This is a genomic window from Bombilactobacillus sp. ESL1097 (genome assembly GCF_058107205.1).
The window spans coordinates 330195-351150 of the sequence record NZ_JBYLUB010000002.1; the positions used below are offsets into that span (position 1 = coordinate 330195).

A 20956-nucleotide genomic window follows, 5' to 3' on the forward strand; every position below is an offset into this window, starting at 1 on the left:
AACATTTTTTGTACTGTTATTTTGGATAAGATTATAGAGGATTATTTTAGTTTTGGGATAATAATTTAAATTTATTATAATTAACTGTTAACGAATAGAAAGAATCCCGCTTAATTAATGGTTCTAGACTTAACTATTTGGCTAGATCTGCTACAATGATAGGTAATTAAGGATTTGGAGGAGAGACATTATGATTGAAGCAGTAAGTTTACGTGCTGGGATGACATTTATTCAAGATGGAAAATTAATCAAGGTAATGAAGGCTGATCATCATAAGCCAGGTAAGGGCAATACTGTAATGCGCTTGAAGCTTAAGGATTTGCGCAGTGGTTCAATTGTCGACACAACCATGCATCCAGATGTTAAATTGGAGCAAGCAGTTATTGATACAAAAGCGGCACAATACTTATACACGCAAGATGATGTAGCGGTGTTTATGGATTTGGAAACATATGATCAATATGAAGTTCCTTTGGCAATTATTTCCCAGGAAATGAAATTTTTAATGGAAAATATGGAAGTAAAAATTGATTTTTATGGTTCTGAGGTGGTTGGAATTAGTTTACCAACAACTGTTGTATTGACGGTGACGGACACGCAACCTTTAATTAAAGGGGCTACGGCAGCGGGTTCGAATAAGCCGGCAACAATGAATACAGGTTTGGTGGTCGCCGTTCCTGATTTTATTAATGTTGGTGAAAAACTGGAAATTAATACGCAAGACGGAAGTTATGTCAAACGTGCCAATAAGTAGACCAGATCAGCACTTCTTAGTAGCTGAAGATTGGTCCAGTTGGGGCAGTATGTCTTTGCAGGTAGCGACCACTGTCTTGCAAAATTTGGGAATACCTAGTGTCAGTTTACCAGTTAACATTTTGGCAACGCATCCAGGACATGATGTGCAGGCGCCTAAATTAGATGTGAGTCAATGGCTCCAGCAAGTGCTAACTTATTGGGATCAAGTCGCGTTTAGTGGTTTGGCACTTGGTTATTTGGGTACGAAGCAATTAGTTACTATTTGGCAAAAATATTTAGCAAGACATCGCTTGCCGTTAGTCGTGCTTGATCCCGCGATGGCTGATCATGGCCAATTGTACGGTTTATTGAATCATGATTATGTGAAAGCGCAACGCCAGTTATTACCATTCGCTGATGTTTTGACCCCCAATTTCACAGAAGCGCAGCTGTTATTAAATACTACAATTACGACTCCAGACCAATTAGTTCAAGCATTGAAGCAATTAGCACAACAAATTAAAGGCAATCAAGTGGTGATTACCGGTGTTGCTAAGCAGGACAAGATTGGCTGCGCTTATCTCATAGCAGGAAAATTACAATATTTAGCGTATCCGAAAGCTTATCATTCTGTGAGCGGTAGTGGTGATTTATTTACCAGTATTTTGGCTGGTTGTTTACTACAGCAAATGGATTGGTTATCAGCAGTGCAAACAGCAACACGATTAACGACGAAGGCAGTAACATTAACACCAATAGAGCAAAGTGATGTCCAAGTAGCGACAATCGCGGCCGATTTAGAACAATTGAGGATGAGAAAATGACATCAAAAACATTACGGAAAACGATTTTTACCGGTTTGTGTGCCGCAATTATTTTTATTGGAATTAGTCTGTTTCGAATTTATTTGCCAGCACCAACGGGGCGGCCCTTTATTCATTTTGGCAATACTTTTGCGGTTATTTCAGTCATGTTGCTAGGCTTTCGAGCAGGTGCGTTAGCTTCGATGATTGGTCTGGGACTATTTGATATTCTCAATGGTTATGCGGCAACATCGTGGTTAACCATTTTGGAAGCTTTGATTTTAGCCTTTGTCACTTCCTGGGTCTTTAAACGAGTACATTATTCAACTGACAAGCGGATCAGTAAGTTGTATGTAGTATCGTTTGCCGCGGGGGCTATTAAGTTGTTAACTTCTTGGTGTACGGGGATTATTGAAGGGTTAATGGTTGGAACGCAATTACACGTAGCGATGATTAATGCGTTTGTTAGTTTGCCAGCGACTTTGATTAATTCGATTGCGACTTTTATCATAGTACCGTTAATTTATGTAGCATTGGAACGAACCTTATTGAAACGGATGAAAATATAATTATATGATTGAATTAGCTGATGGAACTAGAAGACGTCTTAAAAGTTCCGAAATGATTTTTTATTTGGGCTTTTCCATTATTTTAAATTCACTGGCCAATGGCTTAACAGTTGCTACTCATTTAGGTAGTGCTGTTTGGACGGCCTCAGCGGTTAATCTCGAAGGTCAGATTTCTTGGAGCTTAGGTACAATTTTGTTGGTTTACGCATTGCTAGTTCAGTGCTTAAACACCCTGATTAGTCAAAAATTAGATTTGACCATGTTTATCAGTAATATGTTGTTTGCACTGTGCTTTAGTTATCTCGTGCAATTTAGTAATCATTGGTTTACTTTATTGAAAGTTCCCCAACTACCATTAATTTGGCGCTTAATTCTCGATATTTTAGGTGTTTGCTTAATTGCCACGGCAGTGTCCGTGTATCAACGTGTGAATGTGATGTTACATCCTAATGATGAATTTAGTTTTTTATTACGGTTTCATTTTTTTCACGGAAATGCCGCGTGGGGGCAAATTGTTAGTTATATTATTCCAGTATTAATTATGATTTATTGCTGGGTACGTTCAGGGCAATTGCAGTCCGTGGGCATCGGAACTTTGTTCTCACTGTTTTGCCAGGGTTTTGTCATTGGCTGGGCTGATCACCACATTTTTAGCAAATTACAGCACCGTTTTACAACTAAGCCGGCTGAATAAACTAACTGCAAAATGTTAGTGTAGTTGTCTATACCACTAATTTTTGCGTGCTAAAATTAGGACATGATGAGAAGTGAGAGTTTTGGCAATTAATTAGAGTTTTGATAACTTCTGAGACTTTTAGCCTTCCAAATTAATCATTAAAATAACTTGTGTCTTATGAACATTATGTTAAACTTAGCGCGAGTAAATTAAAGCATATCTGTAATTTCAGATAATTGATAAGGTGTAGTAGACGATGACAATACTTGACCACGGGACGCCGATTACATTAGCTGCCATGAAGCAGAATCAAATTTGGCGTACTCAACAACAAGCAACTCTGACAAAAAATTACCGTATGGATGTACTTTTAACAATTCGGTTGATAATTCCTGGCAATGTCAAGAATAATGAAGCTTTACGTAGAGTTTTTATTGCAGGTTTAAAAGAACTAGAATTAATTTGTTCCAAAGAACAACTGCCTATAATTTATTTTGAGAACTATTTACATCGACTGACCGGGCCAGAAGCTTTTTTGATTTTGTCAGAAAGCTCAGTGCTAATTAAACGGCGAATGGTTCGCTTTGAAGATCAATTTACTTTAGGCTGTTTATTTAAAATTGATATTTGGCCGTATGGTTCAGACAAGTGTTTATCACGGACCGATGTTGGTCGTAGACAACGACAGTGCTTAATTTGTTCGCAACCAGCTCAACAATGTTGTCGCGAGCAAAAGCATAGCTTAGAGCAATTAAAATTAGCAGTTGATCAGTGCTATTGGGCATATTTTGGTCAATAATTTTTAGTAAAAGTATAAGACTGAAGCAAGCAAAGTTAGTGTTCAAAAATGAACCATTTCGGCTTGTTGCAGTCTTATTTTAGTGGTGAAAATTATAGTGCTCAGCTTTTGTTCATCCGGTGGTGTAGTCCGTTATTTGGGACTTGAACCCCCTTCCAAAAAAGTGTAGTTTAAAATTAGTTAATTTTAATGCTGAACATTTTAGGAGATGCTTAGGATGTGGCTGACAACAAGTGACGGAATCCAGTTAAATTATCAAGTCCGTGGGCAGGGACCAGTCTTAGTCTTTGTTGCGGGTTATTCTGGAACGCAGTTAGAATGGCAACAAGAAGTCGATTTTTTTGTGCAACAACACTACCAAGTAGTGACGATTGATCAACGCAATCACGGTCAATCACAACGGACGCGGCATAATTTACGAATTGCCCGCTTGGCCGCCGATTTGGCGGAATTATTTGCGGCCTTGGACTTACATAATGCAGTTTTAATTAGTCATTCCATGGGCGCAGCCGTGATGTGGTGTTATGTTAGTTTGTTTGGAACGCAGCGCATAAAAGCGTTAGTTGATGTGGATGAATCCCCTAAAGCTTTGAATACGCCGCATTGGCAATACGGAGCTTTAGATCTAACTTGGGAAACTGTGCGGCAACAGCAACAGCGCATTTTACAAACGAAAATGACTTATCAACAAGTACCCACGTCGATTTGGCAAGCATTGAAAGCACAACAGCAGGCGCATCCATTTGATCCAGAATTAAATGCGCCCTTATTAACTAATCACTTGTTGCAAGATTGGCGCGATGTGATTGCTACCTGTTTGTTACCGCAATTATTTTTAGGTAGTGTACATTCGCCGATTTGGCACCCCGGTTATGTCGACTTATGCTTGCAGTTAGCTCCCAAAGGTTATGCCCAGATTTTTCAAAATTCGGGGCACTTACCGCATTTAGAAGAAGCGTCGCAGTTTAATCAGTGGGTATTAACGTTTTTGCAAACGGTAATTTGAGAGTTATTGGTTCAAAAACGGGTTTAGCTGTATAATGAAAGCTTACAGAGTTTGCTAATAAGTTAGCAAGCAGAGTCTGATGGTAAAGAATTTCAAAAGACAACTAATTGTTCTAGGTAATCCAAGAAGGGAAGATTGACATGAGTGATTTAGAATCCAAAATGAGTACAGCTGCATTGCAGTTAAAACCACAAGATATTTTTTTGTTTAATGCTCAAGCTAATCAAACACCAGGCATTGTGAATATGACAGTCGGGGAACCAGATTTTATTACGCCCCAGCATATTCGTGAAACGGCTAGTCAAGCAATTTTAAATGATAAGATGCACTATACAATTCCGGAAGGCAAACCTGAATTAACACAGGCAATTGCGGACTTTTTAAAGACCAAATATGATCTACAATATGATCCCAAAACACAAATTGTCACTACAATTGGTGTGACGGAAAGTGTTTATACCACTTTAACAGCAATATTAAATCCTGGTGATGAAGTAATTTTACCGACACCTTGTTTTACTATTTATGAACCGGATATCTTATTAAACCAAGCAAAACCAGTTTATTTAGATACTTCACAAACTGATTTTCGGATTGATCCTCAAGTTTTATTAACGTTGTTACAACAACATCCGAAAGCTAAGGCTATTATTTTGAATTATCCGAATAACCCGACAGGGGTAACCTATGATCAACAGCAGCTACAAGCGTTAGCTGATGTGTTACGGCAATTTGAAATTTTTGTTTTGAGTGACGAAATTTATAGTGAACTATCTTATGATGTTCAACACGTTAGTTTAGCGAAGTTTTTACCGGAGCAAACAATTTTAATGAACGGTTTATCTAAATCGCATGCGATGACTGGTTGGCGCGTGGGCTATGTTTGTGGTCCCCAAAAAATTATGGCTCATTTGTTACATGTGCATGAATTAGTTACCACTTCCATTCCAGAAGTTAGTCAGGATGCGGCCATTGCGGCCTTGACAGCTGGTCAAGATGATACAAAAGCTATGAAAGTGGAATATCAAAAACGGCGGGATTACTTGTATCAACATTTAACACAGTTAGGTTTTCAAACTTCTAAACCGCAGGGAGCTTTTTACCTGTTTATTAAATTGCCAGCCAGTTTGCCGCAAGATGACGTCCTAGTGGCGCAAGAGTTAATTGCACAAGAAAAGTTGGCTTTATTACCAGGCAGTTTCTTCGGTTTAGGAGGTGCTGGTTATTTGCGGATTAGTTATGCTGCCAGCATGGAAAAAATCCAAACGACGGTCACGCGTTTAGCTGATTACTTGAAGAAAAAGGAAGGTTCTATTGCTTGATGGGTGCAACTTTCCAATCATGGATGACTAAAGTTTTAAAATTGGTTTTAATTGGCTTTAGTGGCTTGATGGTTGTCGGAGCCATTTTAAATAGTTGGACGCTGTTAAAAGAACAGGTAGGTACAGATCGGTGGCTATTGGTAGTGAGTTGGTGTTTGCTACTAGGCTTAATCACAGTTTGCACCTGGTTATTAGTCAAAATTCCCGATCAACCAATTAACAATTTAGTGGTGGTCACACTTTTATTAATTATTTTTGCGGGGCTTTTTTTAGCTTGGATTTATCAAACACCAACTAAACAATTTAGTGACTATCATAAATTTTGGCAATTGGGCGCTCAAGCAGTTCACGGACACCCGATTTATCATACTGATAACAGTTATTTTTCTAAGTGGGCTTATCAAACCGGTTTTTTAGTTTACGTAATGGGTTTTATTAAATTATTTGGTGTTAATTTGCGACTGTTTCAATGGTTCACGGTCGTACAACAAGTTGTGGTGCTAGCTTTAACTTATGTGTTGGCACAAAAATTATTCCACCAAGTAACAATTAGTCGTCTTAGTGTATTTTTTATTGGGATTAATCTGGAATGGTGGGCACTGAACAATCGGGTGACCAGCCAATATTTGGCGTTAATCTTTTTCTTGTTGACCTTTATTCTGCTAATTGATGCTAGACCGTTTCACTGGTTAGCAGCGGGAATTTGCTTAGCACTCGGCAATGTCTTACGCCCCTTAGGGGTCGTCTTTGTGTCTGGGATTGTCGTATTTTGGCTTATTTATCGGTTGTGGACAGTACCAAGCAACTGGAAATCTTCAATAGCTCAGCTATTGGGTTTAGTCGCAGTTTATTTTTTGCTACTGGCTAGTTTGGGCTCTGCCATTAAATTATCTGGTTTAAACGCGTACGGATTAAGTAATCGAGATAGTGAATGGAAATTTGTCATGGGCTTAAATTATCCGACCGCTGGCGCTTACTCAAATGAAGTACGGCACCAGTTTAATTTACATGATAGCCGGCAAGTGATGTTACACAAAGAAAAAAATGTCACCCAGCAGCATATTCGTTATTTGAACAAGCATCACCTCTGGCTGAAATTATTTGTAAAGAAATTTTTTGTTCTATGGTCTAATCCGTCTAACACGCTGTCTTTTTCCCTTTTTGACCAAAATCATACGCCACGACATACTTGGTGGGTAACGATTATTGCTTACGGGATTAGTGTGATTGAGATGGGATTAGTGTTGCTGGGAGCTGTGGTATTGTGGTTGAAGCAGTCCAGTAATTCAAAGTTTAATCTCTTATTACTGGTGTTATTTGCCTACGTTTGCGCGCAACTAATCATCGAAGTGCAAGGGCGTTATCGCTTAGAGTTCGTGCCGATATTAGCGATCATTGCCAGTGTGGGTGTTAATCAGTTTTGGATGGGGATAAAAGAGTCGAGGTGCGGTCAGTGAGCACAAATAAATTAAGTATTGTGGTGCCCTGTTTTAATGAACAGGCGGTTTTGCCGCAATCCATTCCGGTTTTAAAACAAGTCTTACAAAAGCTGATTGTTCAACACCAAATTGCGACTGATAGTCAAATCGTTTTGGTAGATGATGGTAGTAAAGATCAAACTTGGTCGTTAATTGAACAATATAGTACTGAGGATCAAAATGTCACCGGAGTTAAGCTCAGCCGTAATTTTGGGCACCAAGGTGCGCTACTAGCTGGCTTAAGTACTGTGGTGCATGATTCCGCTATGGTAGTGTCGATTGATTCGGATTTACAAGATGACCCCCAAGCCATCATTGAAATGGTAGGCAAGTATCATCAAGGCTACGAAGTAGTTTATGGTGTACGCAATAATCGCGCTACTGATAGTGCGTTTAAACGTTCAACGGCCGAACTATTTTATCGAGTGATGAGTGTTTTAGGAGTTAAAATGATTCCGGATGCGGCAGATTTTCGATTAATGAGCCAACGAGCTGTTCAAGTACTATTAGATTATCCCGAACGCAATTTGTTTTTACGGGGATTGGTACCATTAGTCGGTTTTCAGAGTGCTAAAGTCTATTACCGACGGGCAGCGCGTGTCGCAGGGGAATCCAAGTATCCGTTAAGTAAAATGTTGAAGTTAGCTATTGATGGCATTACTTCCTTTTCAATTGCGCCGATTAAATTAATCATGGGTCTAGGCTTTTTTATTGTGCTAGTAGCCTTGTTATTATTACTGTATACTATTGTGCAGAAAATACGGGGCGCCGTAGTATCTGGCTGGTCGTCGTTAATGATTTCAATCTGGGCGTTAGGTGGTGTGCAACTGATCTGCATTAGTGTGATTGGTGAATATGTGGGGAAAATTTTTCAAGAAGTAAAACAACGACCGCGTTTTACAATTGAGAAAGATTTGTACCATGCTAAAGAATCAGCTAACACAAAAGTAAAAAATTAGGGTCAATTTTCTAGTTAAAATTAGCTATAATGAAAGATAAATACTTGCTAAAGGAGTGAGGTTCGTGACTAAAAATATTATTGATGAATTAACTTGGCGCGGTGCCATTAATCAACAAACTGATGCAGAAGGTTTAAAGTCTTATGTTCAAGATCATCAGATTGCACTATATTGTGGGGTTGATCCGACCGGTGATTCGTTACATGTGGGTCATTTAGTAACTTTTATGATTTTAAAGAGATTTCAATTATTAGGTCATAAACCAGTGATCGTTATTGGCGGAGCAACGGGTTCAATTGGCGATCCGTCGGGTAAAAAATCTGAACGTGTTCTACAAACAATGGAGCAAGTGCAAAAGAACCAAGCGGCTTTAACTAAGCAGATGGTGGCTTTATTTGGAACTGATAACTTTGAAATTGTTAACAACTATGATTGGTTGTCAAAAATTGATTTACTCACCTTTTTACGAGATTACGGCAAATTATTTAATGTCAATACAATGTTGAATAAAGAGATTGTCTCTTCGCGCTTACAAGTAGGGATTTCTTATACTGAATTTACTTATCAAATTTTACAGGCGATTGACTTCTTAACGCTTTATCGCCAACATCAAGTTCGCTTGCAAATTGGTGGCGGTGATCAATGGGGCAATATTACTGCGGGCATTGATTTGATTCACCGAGTTGAAGGCAATGATACGCAAGTCTTTGGCTTAACTATTCCGCTCTTACTGAAAGCCGATGGGACTAAATTTGGTAAAACGGAAGGGGGCGCAGTCTGGTTAGATCCGAAGAAAACTAGCCCGTACGAATTTTACCAATTTTGGTTTAACACTGATGATCGAGATGTGATTAAGTACTTGAAGTACTTTACTTTCTTAGATCAAGACCAAATTTCGCAATTAGAACAACAAATGCATTCAGCTCCGGAAAAACGGGAAGCCCAACGCGTATTAGCTCAAGAAGTTACCCGCTTTGTGCACGGTCAAGCGGCTGTTGATGAAGCAGAAAAAATTTCAGCTGCCTTGTTTAGTGGAGATTTACTTGCTTTATCTGCGCAAGAAATTGAACAAGGTTTTAGCTCGGTGCCATCAGTGAGTGTTACTGGTCAAATTAGTAACTTGGTGGAATTTTTGGTTGATCAAACCCAAATTGAACCTTCAAGACGTCAAGCTCGTGAAGATATTCAAAACGGAGCAATTTATGTTAATGGTCAACGTCAACAAGACGTTAACTATGAATTAGATCCAACCCAGGCGTTTGATGGGCGATTTGTGATTATTCGTAAAGGTAAAAAGAAGTACACTTTGGTTCGCATCCAAGGGTAGTTAGAAAGAATAGGTAAAAAAGATTGCGACTTCCCCAAAATATTTATGAAATTAAGCGTCAAGCCCGTCTCAATTTAGCGAAACATCCGCGCAGTTGGTTGTATTTAGGATTAGTACCAACTCTAGTATTAATATTGATTATTTATTTAATTTTTTGTTTAGCCGTAAAAATAACTAATCAATTACCTAGTGGGTTAGATTCACAGCAATTATATCGTGTTGTGCAGCAGTTCGTTAGTGCCAGCCCTAAATTATTATGGTATAGCCTTGAAGCACAATTAGCTTACGCTTTAGTAGCGATTGGCACTCAGTTCGCAGCTTTAAATTGGACGCGTGGTCTGAATTATAAAGGCGGCGTATCGCAAAGTTTACAAGTCTTTTCGGGAGTGTATTTCTTTCGCGTTTTGTTTTTATGGTTGATTTGCTATGGCATTTTTGAATTAGGTTTGCAACTATTATGGATTTTCGGGCTTTATTTTAGTTATGGTTTACGTATGGTTTACTTTATCCTGAAAGATCTTTCTCAAGTTCAAAAACTATCTTGGACCCAGACTTTGAAAACTCTTTGGTTTAGTTGGCAAATGATGCGGGGCAATAAATGGCGGTTATTTATGTTGGATCTGAGCTTTTTAGGCTGGGATATACTGAATGGTTTAACTTTCGGGTTGACTAACTTATATGTAGCACCTTATAAAGCAGCTAGTTATGCCGCCTTTTATCAAGATATTTTGGCTGTTCGCATGAAATCTCAATTTTAGCTGAATAATAAGTAACAAAAAACAATACCAGAAAGGACCATTAGTCTGAACTGGTATTGTTTTTTTTGTGTTCATTGTAATTTGAAGAAATACTTAATTGGTAAGCAACCTTACTCATGCTTCATCAACTGGTTCGACAAAAATGTAATTAGCTAATTTTTGACTTAAAGAAATCTTTTGTTGCTCATCAGTAATGATTAAAACTGAGTGATCAAAGCTGGAGTGTTCCGTAACGGTAATGACTTGGTTTAATTTTAAGCCTAAGCTAGCAAAATGTGCCAAAAAGTCGCGGTTATCAAAAATCCGCACGATTTTAACGGGCAGATTAGGTTTCACCTGACTTAAAATGAGATCATCGGCATCGGTTTCGCCTTGACCATTGCCCGGAATGATACCGCCGTGTGGACACTTTTGCGGAAAGTTCAAATAACGATTTAAAGCAGCCGTCATTTGGGCATCAGTCGCATGTTCTAAAGCATCGGCCTCCGGATGAACTTCCACTAATGGATAGTGTAATTTGTCAGCTAAAAAGACTTCCCAAAGTCGATGTTTCTGGACTAACTTTTCTGCTAAAGCTTGACCTTTGGCAGTTAAGGCAATGGAATTATATGGCGTGTGCTCGATAAAACCATTTTGACTGAGGGTCAAGAGCATTTCAGTAACGGATGGGGCACTAACATTCATCATGGCTGCCAAGCGCTTATTCGTAACTTTTTGTGCGCTTTGCTGTAATTCAAAAATGTTTTTTAAATAATTTTCTTGACTGGGTGACAAATTCTTGCTACCCCCTATAATTTAGGATACTATGCTCATTATAAAGTGTTCGTAAAAAACGTGCAATTTAATTTTAAAAATCGAGGCAAATAGTTGATGAAGACCCGGAAGTTTGATTTCTTTAGTCTAATTATTGGAATATTTTCTTTGTATGTTGGCTACTTGATTATGAGCCATCCTCTGACCGGCTTATTGTCCATCATTGTCGTAGTTGGTATTTTTGCGTTCGTGCGTGGCGTTTATCAATTATGGTTAAGCTACCGCTTGAGGAAAGTGACAAAACGGCAGACGGGGTGGTTAATTTTTGCAGCCATTGTAGATATCATTTTGGGCATTATCTTCTTATTCAATTTACCATTGGCAGTTTCTACTTTAATTTATATTTTTGCCATTTGGTTTATTGTTGATGGTCTGGCAGAAATTAGTATTGCGCCTTTATACCATACTATGGGCAAAAGTTATCATTGGCTAATTATTGGGCTGGCAATTTTGAGTATCGTTGCGGGCGTCAGCTTATTATTTCGTCCAATGTTAGCTGCCATATTGATCGTGGCGTTGGCGGCAACTTATTTCTTTGTCGCTGGTATATTAGAAATCGTGGAAGCTTTTTAAATTGTTAATGAGACTACCGACAGTTGACAATTCATAGTATAATTAATGCTGTCAATTTTGCTGTTTCAGCAAATCATTGATGGTACTACATATTAGTCAACAGAGGGGTAGTTATTAGCATGGATCTTTCATTAGTTATTGTGGCGTTGGCGGCTTTTTTGACACCAACGATTTTGGCGCGGTTCAAAGTTTCTTTGATACCGTCTAACATTGCGGAAATTATTGTTGGGGTGATTTTAGGCAAAAGTTGTTTGAATGTGATTCACATTAATTCCGTTTTAGATACGCTCGCTACTTTGGGAACCATCATGTTGTTGTTTTTAAGCGGGATGGAAATTGATTTTTCATTATTTAAAAAACCGGAACCGACCACCACTTTAGAAATTAAGCGGGCCCAAACAGCAGACAATGTCTCACCATTAAAAACGGCAGCCATCGCTTATGTCTCAACGTTAGTGGCTTGTATTGTTTTAGGGATTTTATTTGCCGTGGGTGGCTTGTTTAAGGACGTTTTCTTATCATCAATCCTATTTGCGACAGTTTCTCTAGGCGTCATGATTGGAATTTTAAAGGAAAACAATTTATTGGGTAATACTTATGGTCAAACGTTATTATTGTTTGGTGTATTAGGAGAAATTATTCCCTTAATGGGGTTGACGATTTTCTCAGCCATTAAAGGTGGCCATGGTACGACTTTGTGGTTATTGTCCTTAGTTTTTCTAGCAGCAGCCTTTTTGTTAGCACGTTTTCGGAATTTCTTTAAAAGTGTCATTAAGCTCAATAAATCGACGACACAACTAGATATGCGCTTTGCCTTTTTGGTAATTATTATTTTGGTAGTGCTTGCCATGTCAGTAGGGGCCGAAAATATCTTGGGGGCCTTTTTAGCAGGAATTGTGATCAAACTTTTGGAGCCACAGAAGGCCACGGAAGTGAAGTTGAATGCCATTGGTTATGGCTTTTTAATTCCCTTTTTCTTTATCTTAACGGGAGTTAAGCTGAATTTGATAACATTATTAAGTTCGAAAAAGACTTTAATTTTGATTCCACTATTATTAGTGGCCTTCTTAGTAGCTAAATTACCAGCTTATTGGAGCTTCAAACGTCTATTTTCTAAGTCGAATGCGATCGCGGGAACGTGGTTAGTGGAAACGACGATGACCCTAGTGATTTCCGGCGTAGCCATTGCCCAAGATATTCATGCTTTGACCAGTCAGCAAAGTGGCGCTTTTACTTTGGCGGCAATTATCACTTGTTTACTGGGACCGTTATTGTTTAAGAAATATTATCAACCCCAAGAACAAAAAGTGACGAAGACGAATGTGCATATTATTGGCACAACTGCGTTGGCAGTAGCCGCCGCTCAACAATTGCCGAAAGAATGGTATGAAGTGGCGCTTTATACCAACCATCAGGATAGTTATGACACATTTAAAGCTAGTTATGACATTACTTTACTGCCAGACTTAGATGTTTCCAAATTAATTGCCGCCAGCATTTTTGATACTGATATTTTGGTGATTTCACACATTCATTCAAATATTAATTTTCAATTAGCGTTAGCGGCTAAAAAATATGGTGTCCCGCGAGTCTTGGTTCGATTAGATAATCCAGATCCTGATAAATCTGGCACGATGGCCCAAGAATTGACGCAAGCGCATGTTGAGTTCTTCAATACCTTTGATGTGGGCGCAGGCGTTTTGCGTTCAGCCATTGAATCTTCACGAATTTTACCGTTAATTACTTCGAAGCATTCACGCATCTTTGAATTTAAATTGGTTAACCCTAATTTTGCTGGAACAACAGTGGCGCAATTGCCGAAAGATGTGGTGGTCAGTCGCATTATTCGCAACGGCAAGCCGTTAATTCCACATGGCGAAACGTTGTTGCAGCAAAATGATCACTTAATTTTGACGGGACCATGGGAGTCGATTGTAAAATTACGGACGACTTTAGGTGAACAGAATTAAGGACACGGAGATAAAAATAAATTTGCGATAAATACAAATTGGGCTTGGCAAATAGGTAATTGTTTGCTAATATAAATAAGTGCTCAATTGCCATCTTAGCTCAGTAGGTAGAGCGCCACCGTGGTAAGGTGGAGGTCGTCGGTTCAAACCCGATAGATGGCTTAAGGTAATAGGATGAGATTTTTGATCTCATCCTATTTTTGTGTTTAAAAAATGCAACTCCTAACTTAGTTGAGCGGGGCTGGATTATACAAAAAAAGATTGCAACCAAAGTTGTTTCAAACTTGGTCACAATCTTTTTTAAACGGCATCAATTTAACTAATTATTTAAGTACACCGATACTTAACTTCTTGCCTTGAACAACAGCGGTTACTTGGTAATGATTCAACTTCTGATTTTGTTGTTGTCCTTTATTACTTTTAGCTTTTTTAACGAGGTTATTCAAGTCAGCCCGTTTGATCTTCAACCCACTGGCAAAAGCATTGACGTTAGCTTTGACTTCGTTACTCTTATAATCGTTGAAAGTTAAAGCAACCCGATAGAGGTTCGTTCCATTACTGAGCATTTTATAAGTCGTTGTTGGACTAAATAAAAGTTCCATTGGTTGATTTAATTTTGGCAATTTAGCAGCCATCTTAGCTTGTAGTTGCTTTGAATTATTAAAGTTATTAGCAAAATCTTGCAAGGATAAAATCTTCTTCGGCTTTTGCACCGTTACTTTAATTGGCTTTTTCAAAGCTTTGCTTTGACTAACTTTCACTTGACGCTTTTTAGTTGCTGCTGGTAAAGAAATCGTATACTTATCGTTTTTGACAGTCACACTTTGCTTAGGATTATCTGCAACTTGATAATAAACTTTGCTACCTTTGTTGGAATTACCTGTAATTTCTTGTTTAAAAACTTTAGTGCCCGTAGTATTGTGTGCGCTAAAGGGCTTATTATCTGCGCTATTATTTGAATTTGAGCAGCCTGCTAATAAGAATGCAAAACCTGCCACAGCAACAGTTAATTTTTTATTAAACATTGTTGTTCTAACCACACTTTCATTTTATTTGTTAACAATCACATTATAGCAGTTTTTCACGTTTAGTCCTATGATGAGTCACAAAACTTTTGACTTTGATAATTAAGTTGTAGTCGCGACTTTGATAATGGTATAATTCGCTAAGGATAACTGTTACAAATGGAGAATAATATGAATGTTTTAAAATCACCAACTTTACGTGGAATTTGGTATGTCATCTGGTTAATAATGGTTGTAATTTCGCAGCATTTGGAACAATTAAGTATTGGTAGTAAGTCGATCCGTTGGGCTTATGCCGTGCTTTTTTTGATTGTTTCAGCATTTTTTTTGTTAATGATGGTCGGGCGCTATCGCCATGAGCAGCTATCGTTTGAAGGCTCAGCCCCCAACTTATTCGAAGGATTGGGGTTGTTTTTTGGCTTTGTGACTTTTATAGCGCTCATTATTGGTATTTTCTTATTCCTGATTAGTTATTTAAAAGCGCAAGGGCGGTTACCATCATTAAGGGTCTCCTCAGACTATCTGGATCGGGGACTGTTAGTTTTTTGGTTTGATTTGTTGGCCTCTGCTTTTATAGTGGCTGTGGAACAACAATTTGTTGTCACGGGCTTTTTCTTTAATTATTTCTTTCGAGAAAATACTTTAACCAATGCTTTATTAGGCATTATTATTAGTGGTATTTTGTATGGACTACTGAATATGGAAGTCTTTCATTTTATTAATTTCTTTATTTACTGTGCAATTGGTTGTTTATTAGCCGTGGTTTACTTAGCGACACAAAATTTTCAGATTAGTTTGTTATTAGGAATTTTTGTAGCTATTTTACGAGTGATTTTGATTTAAAAAAGGGAGACGTGATTGCATGACAGAGTCGAAACAAGTTGATAGTATTTTAGTTTTAGATTACGGTAGTCAATACAATCAATTAATTACCCGGCGGATTCGTGATATGGGGGTTTATTCCGAGTTATTACCACACACCATCAGTGCGCAGGAAATCCAGGCAAAACAACCGCAAGGTATTATCTTATCTGGGGGTCCCAATAGCGTTTATGATCATGATGCTTTAACGATTGATCCGCAAATTTGGCAATTAGGAATTCCCATTTTGGGAATTTGTTACGGGATGCAATTGATGATGCATGATTTGGGGGGGCAAGTGCAAGCCGCAGGCAAACCAGAATATGGTCGGGCGCAAATTAAAGTGTCAGATACCACGAATTTATTATTTGCTGACTTGCCCCAACAGCAATTTGTTTGGATGAGCCATGGCGATCGGGTGACCCAAATCCCGGCAGAGTTTACGGCAGTAGCCGTGAGCGATAGTACCCCGTTTGCCGTAGTTGCTGATACCCAACGTCAATTTTATGGTGTCCAGTTTCATCCGGAAGTGCGTAATAGTGAGTATGGCTTGGATATTTTACGCAACTTCACATTTCAAATTTGCCAAGCTACGGCTAATTGGAGCATGCAAGATTTTATCACTGAACAAATTGCTAAAATTCGTGCCACAGTGGGTAAGCGCCGAGTATTATTAGGCTTGTCTGGCGGCGTTGATTCTTCAGTGACTGGTGTCCTGCTACATAAGGCCATTGGTTCACAATTAACTAGTATCTTTGTCGATCATGGTTTGTTACGCAAAGGTGAAGCGCAGGAAGTAATGGCGAGCTTAGAGGGTAAGTTCGGTCTGAATATTATTAAGGTTGATGCCCAACAACGGTTTATGGACAAATTAAAAGGTGTTACTGATCCAGAGCAAAAACGGAAAATTATTGGTAATGAATTTATTCAAGTTTTTAATGATGAAGCACGTAAGTTAGATGGCATTGATTTCTTAGCGCAAGGTACTTTGTATACTGATGTAATTGAAAGTGGCACTAATACGGCGCAAACAATTAAGTCCCACCATAATGTCGGTGGTTTACCTGAGGATTTGCAATTTACCTTGATTGAGCCCTTGCGGACGTTATTTAAAGATGAAGTGCGTGAACTCGGCGAAAGATTAGAGATGCCCCACGATTTAGTTTGGCGGCAACCGTTTCCCGGCCCCGGACTGGGAATTCGAGTTTTGGGAGAAGTCACAGCGGATAAACTCCAAATTGTGCGGGACAGTGATTGGATTTTACGCGATGAAATTAAAAAAGCGGGCTTGCAGGAATCGATCTGGCAATACTTTACCGTGTTACCAGGTATGCGCAGTGTTGGTGTGATGGGTGATGGGCGCACATATGATTATACTGTTGGTATTCGCGCAGTAACTTCCATTGATGGCATGACAGCCGACTTTGCCCAAATTCCGTGGGCCGTGTTAGCCAAAATTTCTACGCGCATTACGAACGAAGTCGCCCACGTTAACCGCGTCGTGTATGACATTACTTCTAAGCCACCAGCAACGATTGAGTGGGAATAAAATTTGTTAATCTGTTGAATAGAAAAGGCAATGTAATCAGTTATTTTTGATGACATTGCTTTTTTGATTATTAAGTCAGATGTTGTTTAATATCTAAGGCAATTTGCACCATTTCAGTGGGCGACTTGGTAGCACCGCGGTTTAACCAATTAATTAACATCGCAAACATACCCCCAATGGCAAAATTTTGTAAATAACTGGCGTTGTCCGTGGGAAGGTTAGCTAAGGCACTCTGTTGTAAATTATCTAACCAAGAACGTTCTAACAAATGAAGTAATTTATTTTTTTGTAAGAGTAACAAAATTTGGCGATGTTGTTGCCAAAAGTTAAAAAAGTAAAAAACAATCTCAGTAAATTGTTGGTGATCTTCTTGGGCTAATTGACTGAATAAGGTACAAGTTAGCTGATTCAAATAGGTCATTAAAACATCTTCTAAAGATTGAAAATAATGGTAAAAAGTCCGGCGGGCATAACCGGCTTTGTTGACCACATCAATGACTCTTAAAGAGCTAAAAGAATGATCTGTTAATAAAGCTAATAATGCGCTGATAAAATCGGCCTGCGTTTGGCGGGCCTTAGTAGTTTGTTTAGCAAGATAAATTGGCTCATTATTTGACAATTGTGCAATTCTCACTCTCATTGGATTAAGTTACTATGCAAAATTATTTGCAGTTATTATAATCTAAAGTGACTAGCTAAACAATAACGAGTGAGGCATCAGAAATGAAGCGATTAGTTCAACATTGGTACCAATGGGCAGTTTATGTGGCAGGTTTGTTGACTGTCATTTTGGTTTGTGGCGACTGGACATTGCTGCAACAAACGTTATTGGCTTCTTTAGTAGTTTTACATCTACATTTTTATGAAGAAATGGGTTTTCCCGGTGGTTTTCCCTGGATCGGGATGAAAATTGAATTGCATTTAACTGATGATGATTCTCGTCAGTGGGATTTAAATCAAGCTTCATCATTTTTTGGCAATGAATGGTTCGCTGTGGTCGTGTACCTTTTGCCATTATTTGTACCACAAGTTCACTTTTTAGCATTGGCAGCAGTGATTTTTGCTTTTGCAGAAATTGCGATGCACTTGTTTTATTTCAATTGGGCCATGAAAGTTTGGTATAATCCGGGCTTATTAACTGCGTTATTGGGACTATTACCTATTTCGGTTAATTATTTATGGCGTGCGATCTCACAGGGGCAATATTCATGGCTCGATTTAGTAATGGCTGTGATTTGGATTGCCTTTAATTATTGGGTCGCTTTTCGTTCGCCAATCTATAAAAAGTTAGGATCGCTGAAACAATATTCTTTTACTACTGAAGAAGTGAACCGTGCGCAGTATTATATGAAGAAAATGAATAAGGAGTAATAGCAATGAAATTTTTATGTCGACACTGGCAGCACTTAGCTGCAATAATGTTTGTGGGATTGGCGTTTTATATGGGTTTTTGGGGTGGCCGTCAATTAAACACTCTGCAAGTTTTTATGATTATGAGTCTGATGGCTTTATTAGCGCACCAATCTGAAGAATACATTTTGCCTGGTGGCGCAGCCTTAGTGATTAATTTAGGAATTTATCATGAGCCGCAGAATTATCGCAATTTCCCGGGAAATACTTTATCCTCCATGTTAGTTAATGTCATTTCATGGTTGTTTTACTTGTTAGGAATAATTTTTCCCCACTGGATTTGGTTAGGACTAGGGATTATGTTCTTTAATTTGATTCAATTACCCGGGCATGCTTTGATGATGAATAAAGCGTTAAAGACGTGGTACAATCCGGGCATGGCTACCGCGATTTGTTTGTTAATGCCAGTCAGTGTGGGCTATTTCATTTATATTGTAGAAAATAACTTGGTGGTGCCATTAGACTGGTTGTTAGGCGTTGGAGTATTGATTGTGGCAATGGTTGCAATTATTGTTTTACCAGTGCAGTTACTCAAAAATCCTAACTCACCATACAAAGTCGCAGATTGGCAAGTGCAACAATATCGTAAAGTTAAAGCTTTTGCTAGCTGGCAAAAGTAACTCTGCTTAACAGATTATAATTCTAATTGCTTGGCAATTCTCCGCTTTTTAACTATCATAATCAATGAGGCTCAAAGGAAAGGGAGTTAAGTAGAATGTTTTTACAAGTTGATTCAGCTGCACAAACTAAATTGCAACCGTATTTGGATGATCCAAATGCTTTGATACTATTAAACTTTGATGACGGGGTAAGTGATTATTCGCATACGCAAGCTAGTTGTACCTTAAATGTGAACTTTAACTTGACTGTGATTCAAAAGAGTGCTGATCATCATGATTTTCAACAGATGTTAACAACCTCGGTCGGCGACTTTTTAATCAAATCTTATTCACAGGACTTTTTAGACGAACAAATGCAATTAAAAGCTACCGCCGGTGGTGTTTTACAGTTGACCGGGGCGCATGCGGGGATGATTGCTAGTCGCGTACCAGTTGTCGATGAACGTTAACATTTAGGAGTACCACTTACTTAATCTTAAACAAAGTACGTGTGATTTTTTAATTACGCGTATTTTATTTTTTAAATAATGGCGACTATTGCAACACTGATGGAAATTGACAAATTGCTTTGTAGCATCTTAAGAAATTCTTAAACATTTTGCTTCACATTTGGCACAATTCGTTGTAAATTAGTATTAGTAAATTACAACAGGAATTGAGTGGAGATAAGGGATGATTTATGGTGAAACAATTAAATAAAGTTTTAGCAGCTGGTACTTTGATGGCGGCTGGTGTAGCGGCGGTAACGACTCAAACTTCACCGACTAAAGCTGATACTTACAATGCCAAGATTGCCACAACTAATGCGCAAACGAGTACGGTTAATTTATATAATAATCAAGGGCAAGTAATCCCTAATCGACAACTACCGGCCAATACGCAATGGCGCGTTGGTAAAGTTGCTTATTTTCAAGGTGGAAGTCAAAACTTACAAAATGTTTTGATGTATCAGGTTGCACCTAACGAGTGGTTACGCGCTCAAGATAGTTCTTTAAACGTCACGCCCACTAACGTAGTGACTAAGAATTTGGATACCGGCGTGACAACACCAGTCAGCCCAACACCAGTTACTAATGCTGCCAGTGTGACCAATACTCCTGCCACCACTGCTACGCCAGTTAATAATGGTGATGTAGTGACAACGGCTAAGAGTATGCTGGGTTACTTTAATTATGGTGCGACTCATGGTATTGGTAACATCGGTTCCGTGGCCAATCCTAATCCTAATGGTGTTACCGATTGTTCTGGTTTTGTTTGGCTAGCTTTAGCCAAAGCCGGTTATCGTGTTCCGGCTAATATGGGTTGGTACACACAAACCATGGAAAACGATGCTAAGGGTGCTCACCAATATTTACAAGCGATTGATCCTAGTCAAGCTCAGGCAGGGGATATTGTTATTGTTAATACCAATGATGGCTTTGGACAAAATGGACATACTGCGATCTTAGAAGGACCGTGGCAGAATGTGACACCTGGTAGTAACATGACACCAGTGATTCAGATGGGTGGTCGCACTACTGCTAAGGGTGTTAATGAAGATGGCTTTGCTACGTCATTTTTGAGTTTATTACAAGGTAATTATACGTTAACGTTTGCGCGGCCAATTCGTTAAAATTGCTAAAATATTGGAAATTAATCAACCGAATAGTAATAATCTTCACTACGTTGGTGAGCCAAGGTAATTGAGACTTTTCTCATCAATT

At 38.7% G+C, this 20956-nt stretch carries 22 protein-coding genes and 1 tRNA gene; 20 read left to right on the forward strand and 3 right to left on the reverse strand.

The annotated features are described in order from the left end of the window. Nucleotides 1-190 precede the first annotated feature (190 nt). The 11 genes from efp (at nt 191) to AC3B6D_RS05645 (ending at nt 10432) form a co-directional block, all read left to right on the forward strand. Nucleotides 191-754, forward strand: coding sequence for an elongation factor P (gene efp / locus AC3B6D_RS05595; protein WP_489758115.1), 564 nt, complete (start codon nt 191-193; stop codon nt 752-754). Further along, the gene (locus AC3B6D_RS05600; RefSeq protein WP_489775132.1) at nt 741-1559 is read left to right on the forward strand and encodes a PfkB family carbohydrate kinase; all 819 of its coding nucleotides are present in this window, start codon (nt 741-743) and stop codon (nt 1557-1559) included. Before efp ends, AC3B6D_RS05600 begins: the two co-directional genes overlap by 14 nt. After that, the gene (locus tag AC3B6D_RS05605; RefSeq protein ID WP_489775133.1) at nt 1556-2107 is read left to right on the forward strand and encodes an ECF transporter S component; all 552 of its coding nucleotides are present in this window, start codon (nt 1556-1558) and stop codon (nt 2105-2107) included. Before AC3B6D_RS05600 ends, AC3B6D_RS05605 begins: the two co-directional genes overlap by 4 nt. A 4-nt stretch (nt 2108-2111) precedes the next feature. Beyond that, nucleotides 2112-2801 carry a DUF6198 family protein gene (locus AC3B6D_RS05610; protein WP_489758118.1) on the forward strand — a complete coding sequence of 230 codons (690 nt, stop codon included), beginning with the start codon at nt 2112-2114 and terminating at the stop codon, nt 2799-2801. A gap of 238 nt (nt 2802-3039) precedes the next feature. Next, entirely contained in the window at nt 3040-3582 is a 543-nt protein-coding gene (gene citX, locus AC3B6D_RS05615; protein WP_489769513.1) for a citrate lyase holo-[acyl-carrier protein] synthase, read from the forward strand. A 217-nt stretch (nt 3583-3799) separates the two neighbouring features. Further along, entirely contained in the window at nt 3800-4588 is a 789-nt protein-coding gene (locus AC3B6D_RS05620; RefSeq protein ID WP_489775134.1) for an alpha/beta fold hydrolase, read from the forward strand. Between the two features lie 140 nt (nt 4589-4728). Continuing rightward, nucleotides 4729-5910: an aminotransferase class I/II-fold pyridoxal phosphate-dependent enzyme gene (locus AC3B6D_RS05625; protein WP_489775135.1), complete on the forward strand. Its 1182-nt coding sequence runs from the start codon at nt 4729-4731 to the stop codon at nt 5908-5910. Next, the gene (locus AC3B6D_RS05630; RefSeq protein ID WP_489775136.1) at nt 5910-7367 is read left to right on the forward strand and encodes a hypothetical protein; all 1458 of its coding nucleotides are present in this window, start codon (nt 5910-5912) and stop codon (nt 7365-7367) included. The genes AC3B6D_RS05625 and AC3B6D_RS05630 overlap by 1 nt, the downstream gene beginning before the upstream one ends. Further along, nucleotides 7364-8347: a glycosyltransferase family 2 protein gene (locus AC3B6D_RS05635; RefSeq protein ID WP_489769516.1), complete on the forward strand. Its 984-nt coding sequence runs from the start codon at nt 7364-7366 to the stop codon at nt 8345-8347. The genes AC3B6D_RS05630 and AC3B6D_RS05635 overlap by 4 nt, the downstream gene beginning before the upstream one ends. 64 nt (nt 8348-8411) lie before the next feature. Continuing rightward, nucleotides 8412-9674, forward strand: coding sequence for a tyrosine--tRNA ligase (gene tyrS, locus AC3B6D_RS05640; protein WP_489758124.1), 1263 nt, complete (start codon nt 8412-8414; stop codon nt 9672-9674). A 23-nt stretch (nt 9675-9697) separates the two neighbouring features. Beyond that, nucleotides 9698-10432: a DUF975 family protein gene (locus tag AC3B6D_RS05645; RefSeq protein WP_489758125.1), complete on the forward strand. Its 735-nt coding sequence runs from the start codon at nt 9698-9700 to the stop codon at nt 10430-10432. A gap of 114 nt (nt 10433-10546) precedes the next feature. Here AC3B6D_RS05645 and AC3B6D_RS05650 read toward each other — a convergent pair whose 3' ends face one another. Next, the gene (locus tag AC3B6D_RS05650) at nt 10547-11206 is read right to left on the reverse strand and encodes a metal-dependent transcriptional regulator (RefSeq protein ID WP_489758126.1); all 660 of its coding nucleotides are present in this window, start codon (nt 11204-11206) and stop codon (nt 10547-10549) included. A gap of 96 nt (nt 11207-11302) precedes the next feature. On the opposite strand from AC3B6D_RS05650, the gene AC3B6D_RS05655 reads away from it, so the two are divergent. The 3 genes from AC3B6D_RS05655 (at nt 11303) to AC3B6D_RS05665 (ending at nt 13950) form a co-directional block, all read left to right on the forward strand. Then, entirely contained in the window at nt 11303-11818 is a 516-nt protein-coding gene (locus AC3B6D_RS05655) for an HdeD family acid-resistance protein (RefSeq protein ID WP_489769517.1), read from the forward strand. A gap of 119 nt (nt 11819-11937) precedes the next feature. Then, nucleotides 11938-13788 (forward strand): cation:proton antiporter domain-containing protein, encoded by a 1851-nt coding sequence (locus AC3B6D_RS05660; protein WP_489775137.1) that lies wholly within the window; start codon nt 11938-11940, stop codon nt 13786-13788. An 89-nt stretch (nt 13789-13877) separates the two neighbouring features. Further along, nucleotides 13878-13950, forward strand: a tRNA-Thr gene (locus tag AC3B6D_RS05665). Nucleotides 13951-14111: 161 nt separating this feature from the next. Here the strand turns inward: AC3B6D_RS05665 and AC3B6D_RS05670 are convergent. Next, nucleotides 14112-14813, reverse strand: coding sequence for a hypothetical protein (locus AC3B6D_RS05670; protein WP_489775138.1), 702 nt, complete (start codon nt 14811-14813; stop codon nt 14112-14114). Between the two features lie 171 nt (nt 14814-14984). Here AC3B6D_RS05670 and AC3B6D_RS05675 point away from each other — a divergent pair, with 171 nt between their 5' ends. Then, entirely contained in the window at nt 14985-15656 is a 672-nt protein-coding gene (locus tag AC3B6D_RS05675) for a hypothetical protein (RefSeq protein WP_489769520.1), read from the forward strand. A gap of 19 nt (nt 15657-15675) precedes the next feature. Then, the gene (guaA, locus tag AC3B6D_RS05680; RefSeq protein ID WP_489775139.1) at nt 15676-17223 is read left to right on the forward strand and encodes a glutamine-hydrolyzing GMP synthase; all 1548 of its coding nucleotides are present in this window, start codon (nt 15676-15678) and stop codon (nt 17221-17223) included. A gap of 70 nt (nt 17224-17293) precedes the next feature. On the opposite strand, the gene AC3B6D_RS05685 is transcribed toward guaA, so the two are convergent. Further along, a complete protein-coding gene (locus AC3B6D_RS05685) occupies nt 17294-17842 on the reverse strand; it encodes a TetR/AcrR family transcriptional regulator (protein ID WP_489775140.1) in 549 nt (182 codons plus the stop codon). A gap of 104 nt (nt 17843-17946) precedes the next feature. Between AC3B6D_RS05685 and AC3B6D_RS05690 the strand changes: the two genes are divergently transcribed. From AC3B6D_RS05690 to AC3B6D_RS05705, 4 genes are all read left to right on the forward strand, one after another. Then, nucleotides 17947-18594 (forward strand): HXXEE domain-containing protein, encoded by a 648-nt coding sequence (locus AC3B6D_RS05690; protein WP_489758133.1) that lies wholly within the window; start codon nt 17947-17949, stop codon nt 18592-18594. Nucleotides 18595-18599: 5 nt separating this feature from the next. Next, complete coding sequence (locus AC3B6D_RS05695) at nt 18600-19253, forward strand: HXXEE domain-containing protein (protein WP_489769524.1); 654 nt, start codon at nt 18600-18602, stop codon at nt 19251-19253. A 95-nt stretch (nt 19254-19348) separates the two neighbouring features. Next, the gene (locus tag AC3B6D_RS05700) at nt 19349-19702 is read left to right on the forward strand and encodes an iron-sulfur cluster biosynthesis family protein (protein ID WP_489758135.1); all 354 of its coding nucleotides are present in this window, start codon (nt 19349-19351) and stop codon (nt 19700-19702) included. 230 nt (nt 19703-19932) lie between these two features. After that, the gene (locus tag AC3B6D_RS05705; RefSeq protein WP_489775141.1) at nt 19933-20865 is read left to right on the forward strand and encodes an NlpC/P60 family protein; all 933 of its coding nucleotides are present in this window, start codon (nt 19933-19935) and stop codon (nt 20863-20865) included. Nucleotides 20866-20956: the final 91 nt, after the last annotated feature.

Excerpts from the sequence above, each read along its gene's own strand:
- efp (WP_489758115.1), top strand. The coding sequence starts at position 191 with ATGATTGAAGCAGTAAGTTTACGTGCTGGGATGACATTTATTCAAGAT.
- AC3B6D_RS05605 (WP_489775133.1), top strand. The coding sequence starts at position 1,556 with ATGACATCAAAAACATTACGGAAAACGATTTTTACCGGTTTGTGTGCC.
- AC3B6D_RS05610 (WP_489758118.1), top strand. The coding sequence starts at position 2,112 with ATGATTGAATTAGCTGATGGAACTAGAAGACGTCTTAAAAGTTCCGAA.
- citX (WP_489769513.1), top strand. The coding sequence starts at position 3,040 with ATGACAATACTTGACCACGGGACGCCGATTACATTAGCTGCCATGAAG.
- AC3B6D_RS05620 (WP_489775134.1), top strand. The coding sequence starts at position 3,800 with ATGTGGCTGACAACAAGTGACGGAATCCAGTTAAATTATCAAGTCCGT.
- AC3B6D_RS05625 (WP_489775135.1), top strand. The coding sequence starts at position 4,729 with ATGAGTGATTTAGAATCCAAAATGAGTACAGCTGCATTGCAGTTAAAA.
- AC3B6D_RS05630 (WP_489775136.1), top strand. The coding sequence starts at position 5,910 with ATGGGTGCAACTTTCCAATCATGGATGACTAAAGTTTTAAAATTGGTT.
- AC3B6D_RS05655 (WP_489769517.1), top strand. The coding sequence starts at position 11,303 with ATGAAGACCCGGAAGTTTGATTTCTTTAGTCTAATTATTGGAATATTT.
- AC3B6D_RS05660 (WP_489775137.1), top strand. The coding sequence starts at position 11,938 with ATGGATCTTTCATTAGTTATTGTGGCGTTGGCGGCTTTTTTGACACCA.
- AC3B6D_RS05670 (WP_489775138.1), bottom strand. The coding sequence starts at position 14,813 with ATGTTTAATAAAAAATTAACTGTTGCTGTGGCAGGTTTTGCATTCTTA.
- AC3B6D_RS05675 (WP_489769520.1), top strand. The coding sequence starts at position 14,985 with ATGAATGTTTTAAAATCACCAACTTTACGTGGAATTTGGTATGTCATC.
- guaA (WP_489775139.1), top strand. The coding sequence starts at position 15,676 with ATGACAGAGTCGAAACAAGTTGATAGTATTTTAGTTTTAGATTACGGT.
- AC3B6D_RS05690 (WP_489758133.1), top strand. The coding sequence starts at position 17,947 with ATGAAGCGATTAGTTCAACATTGGTACCAATGGGCAGTTTATGTGGCA.
- AC3B6D_RS05695 (WP_489769524.1), top strand. The coding sequence starts at position 18,600 with ATGAAATTTTTATGTCGACACTGGCAGCACTTAGCTGCAATAATGTTT.
- AC3B6D_RS05700 (WP_489758135.1), top strand. The coding sequence starts at position 19,349 with ATGTTTTTACAAGTTGATTCAGCTGCACAAACTAAATTGCAACCGTAT.
- AC3B6D_RS05705 (WP_489775141.1), top strand. The coding sequence starts at position 19,933 with ATGGTGAAACAATTAAATAAAGTTTTAGCAGCTGGTACTTTGATGGCG.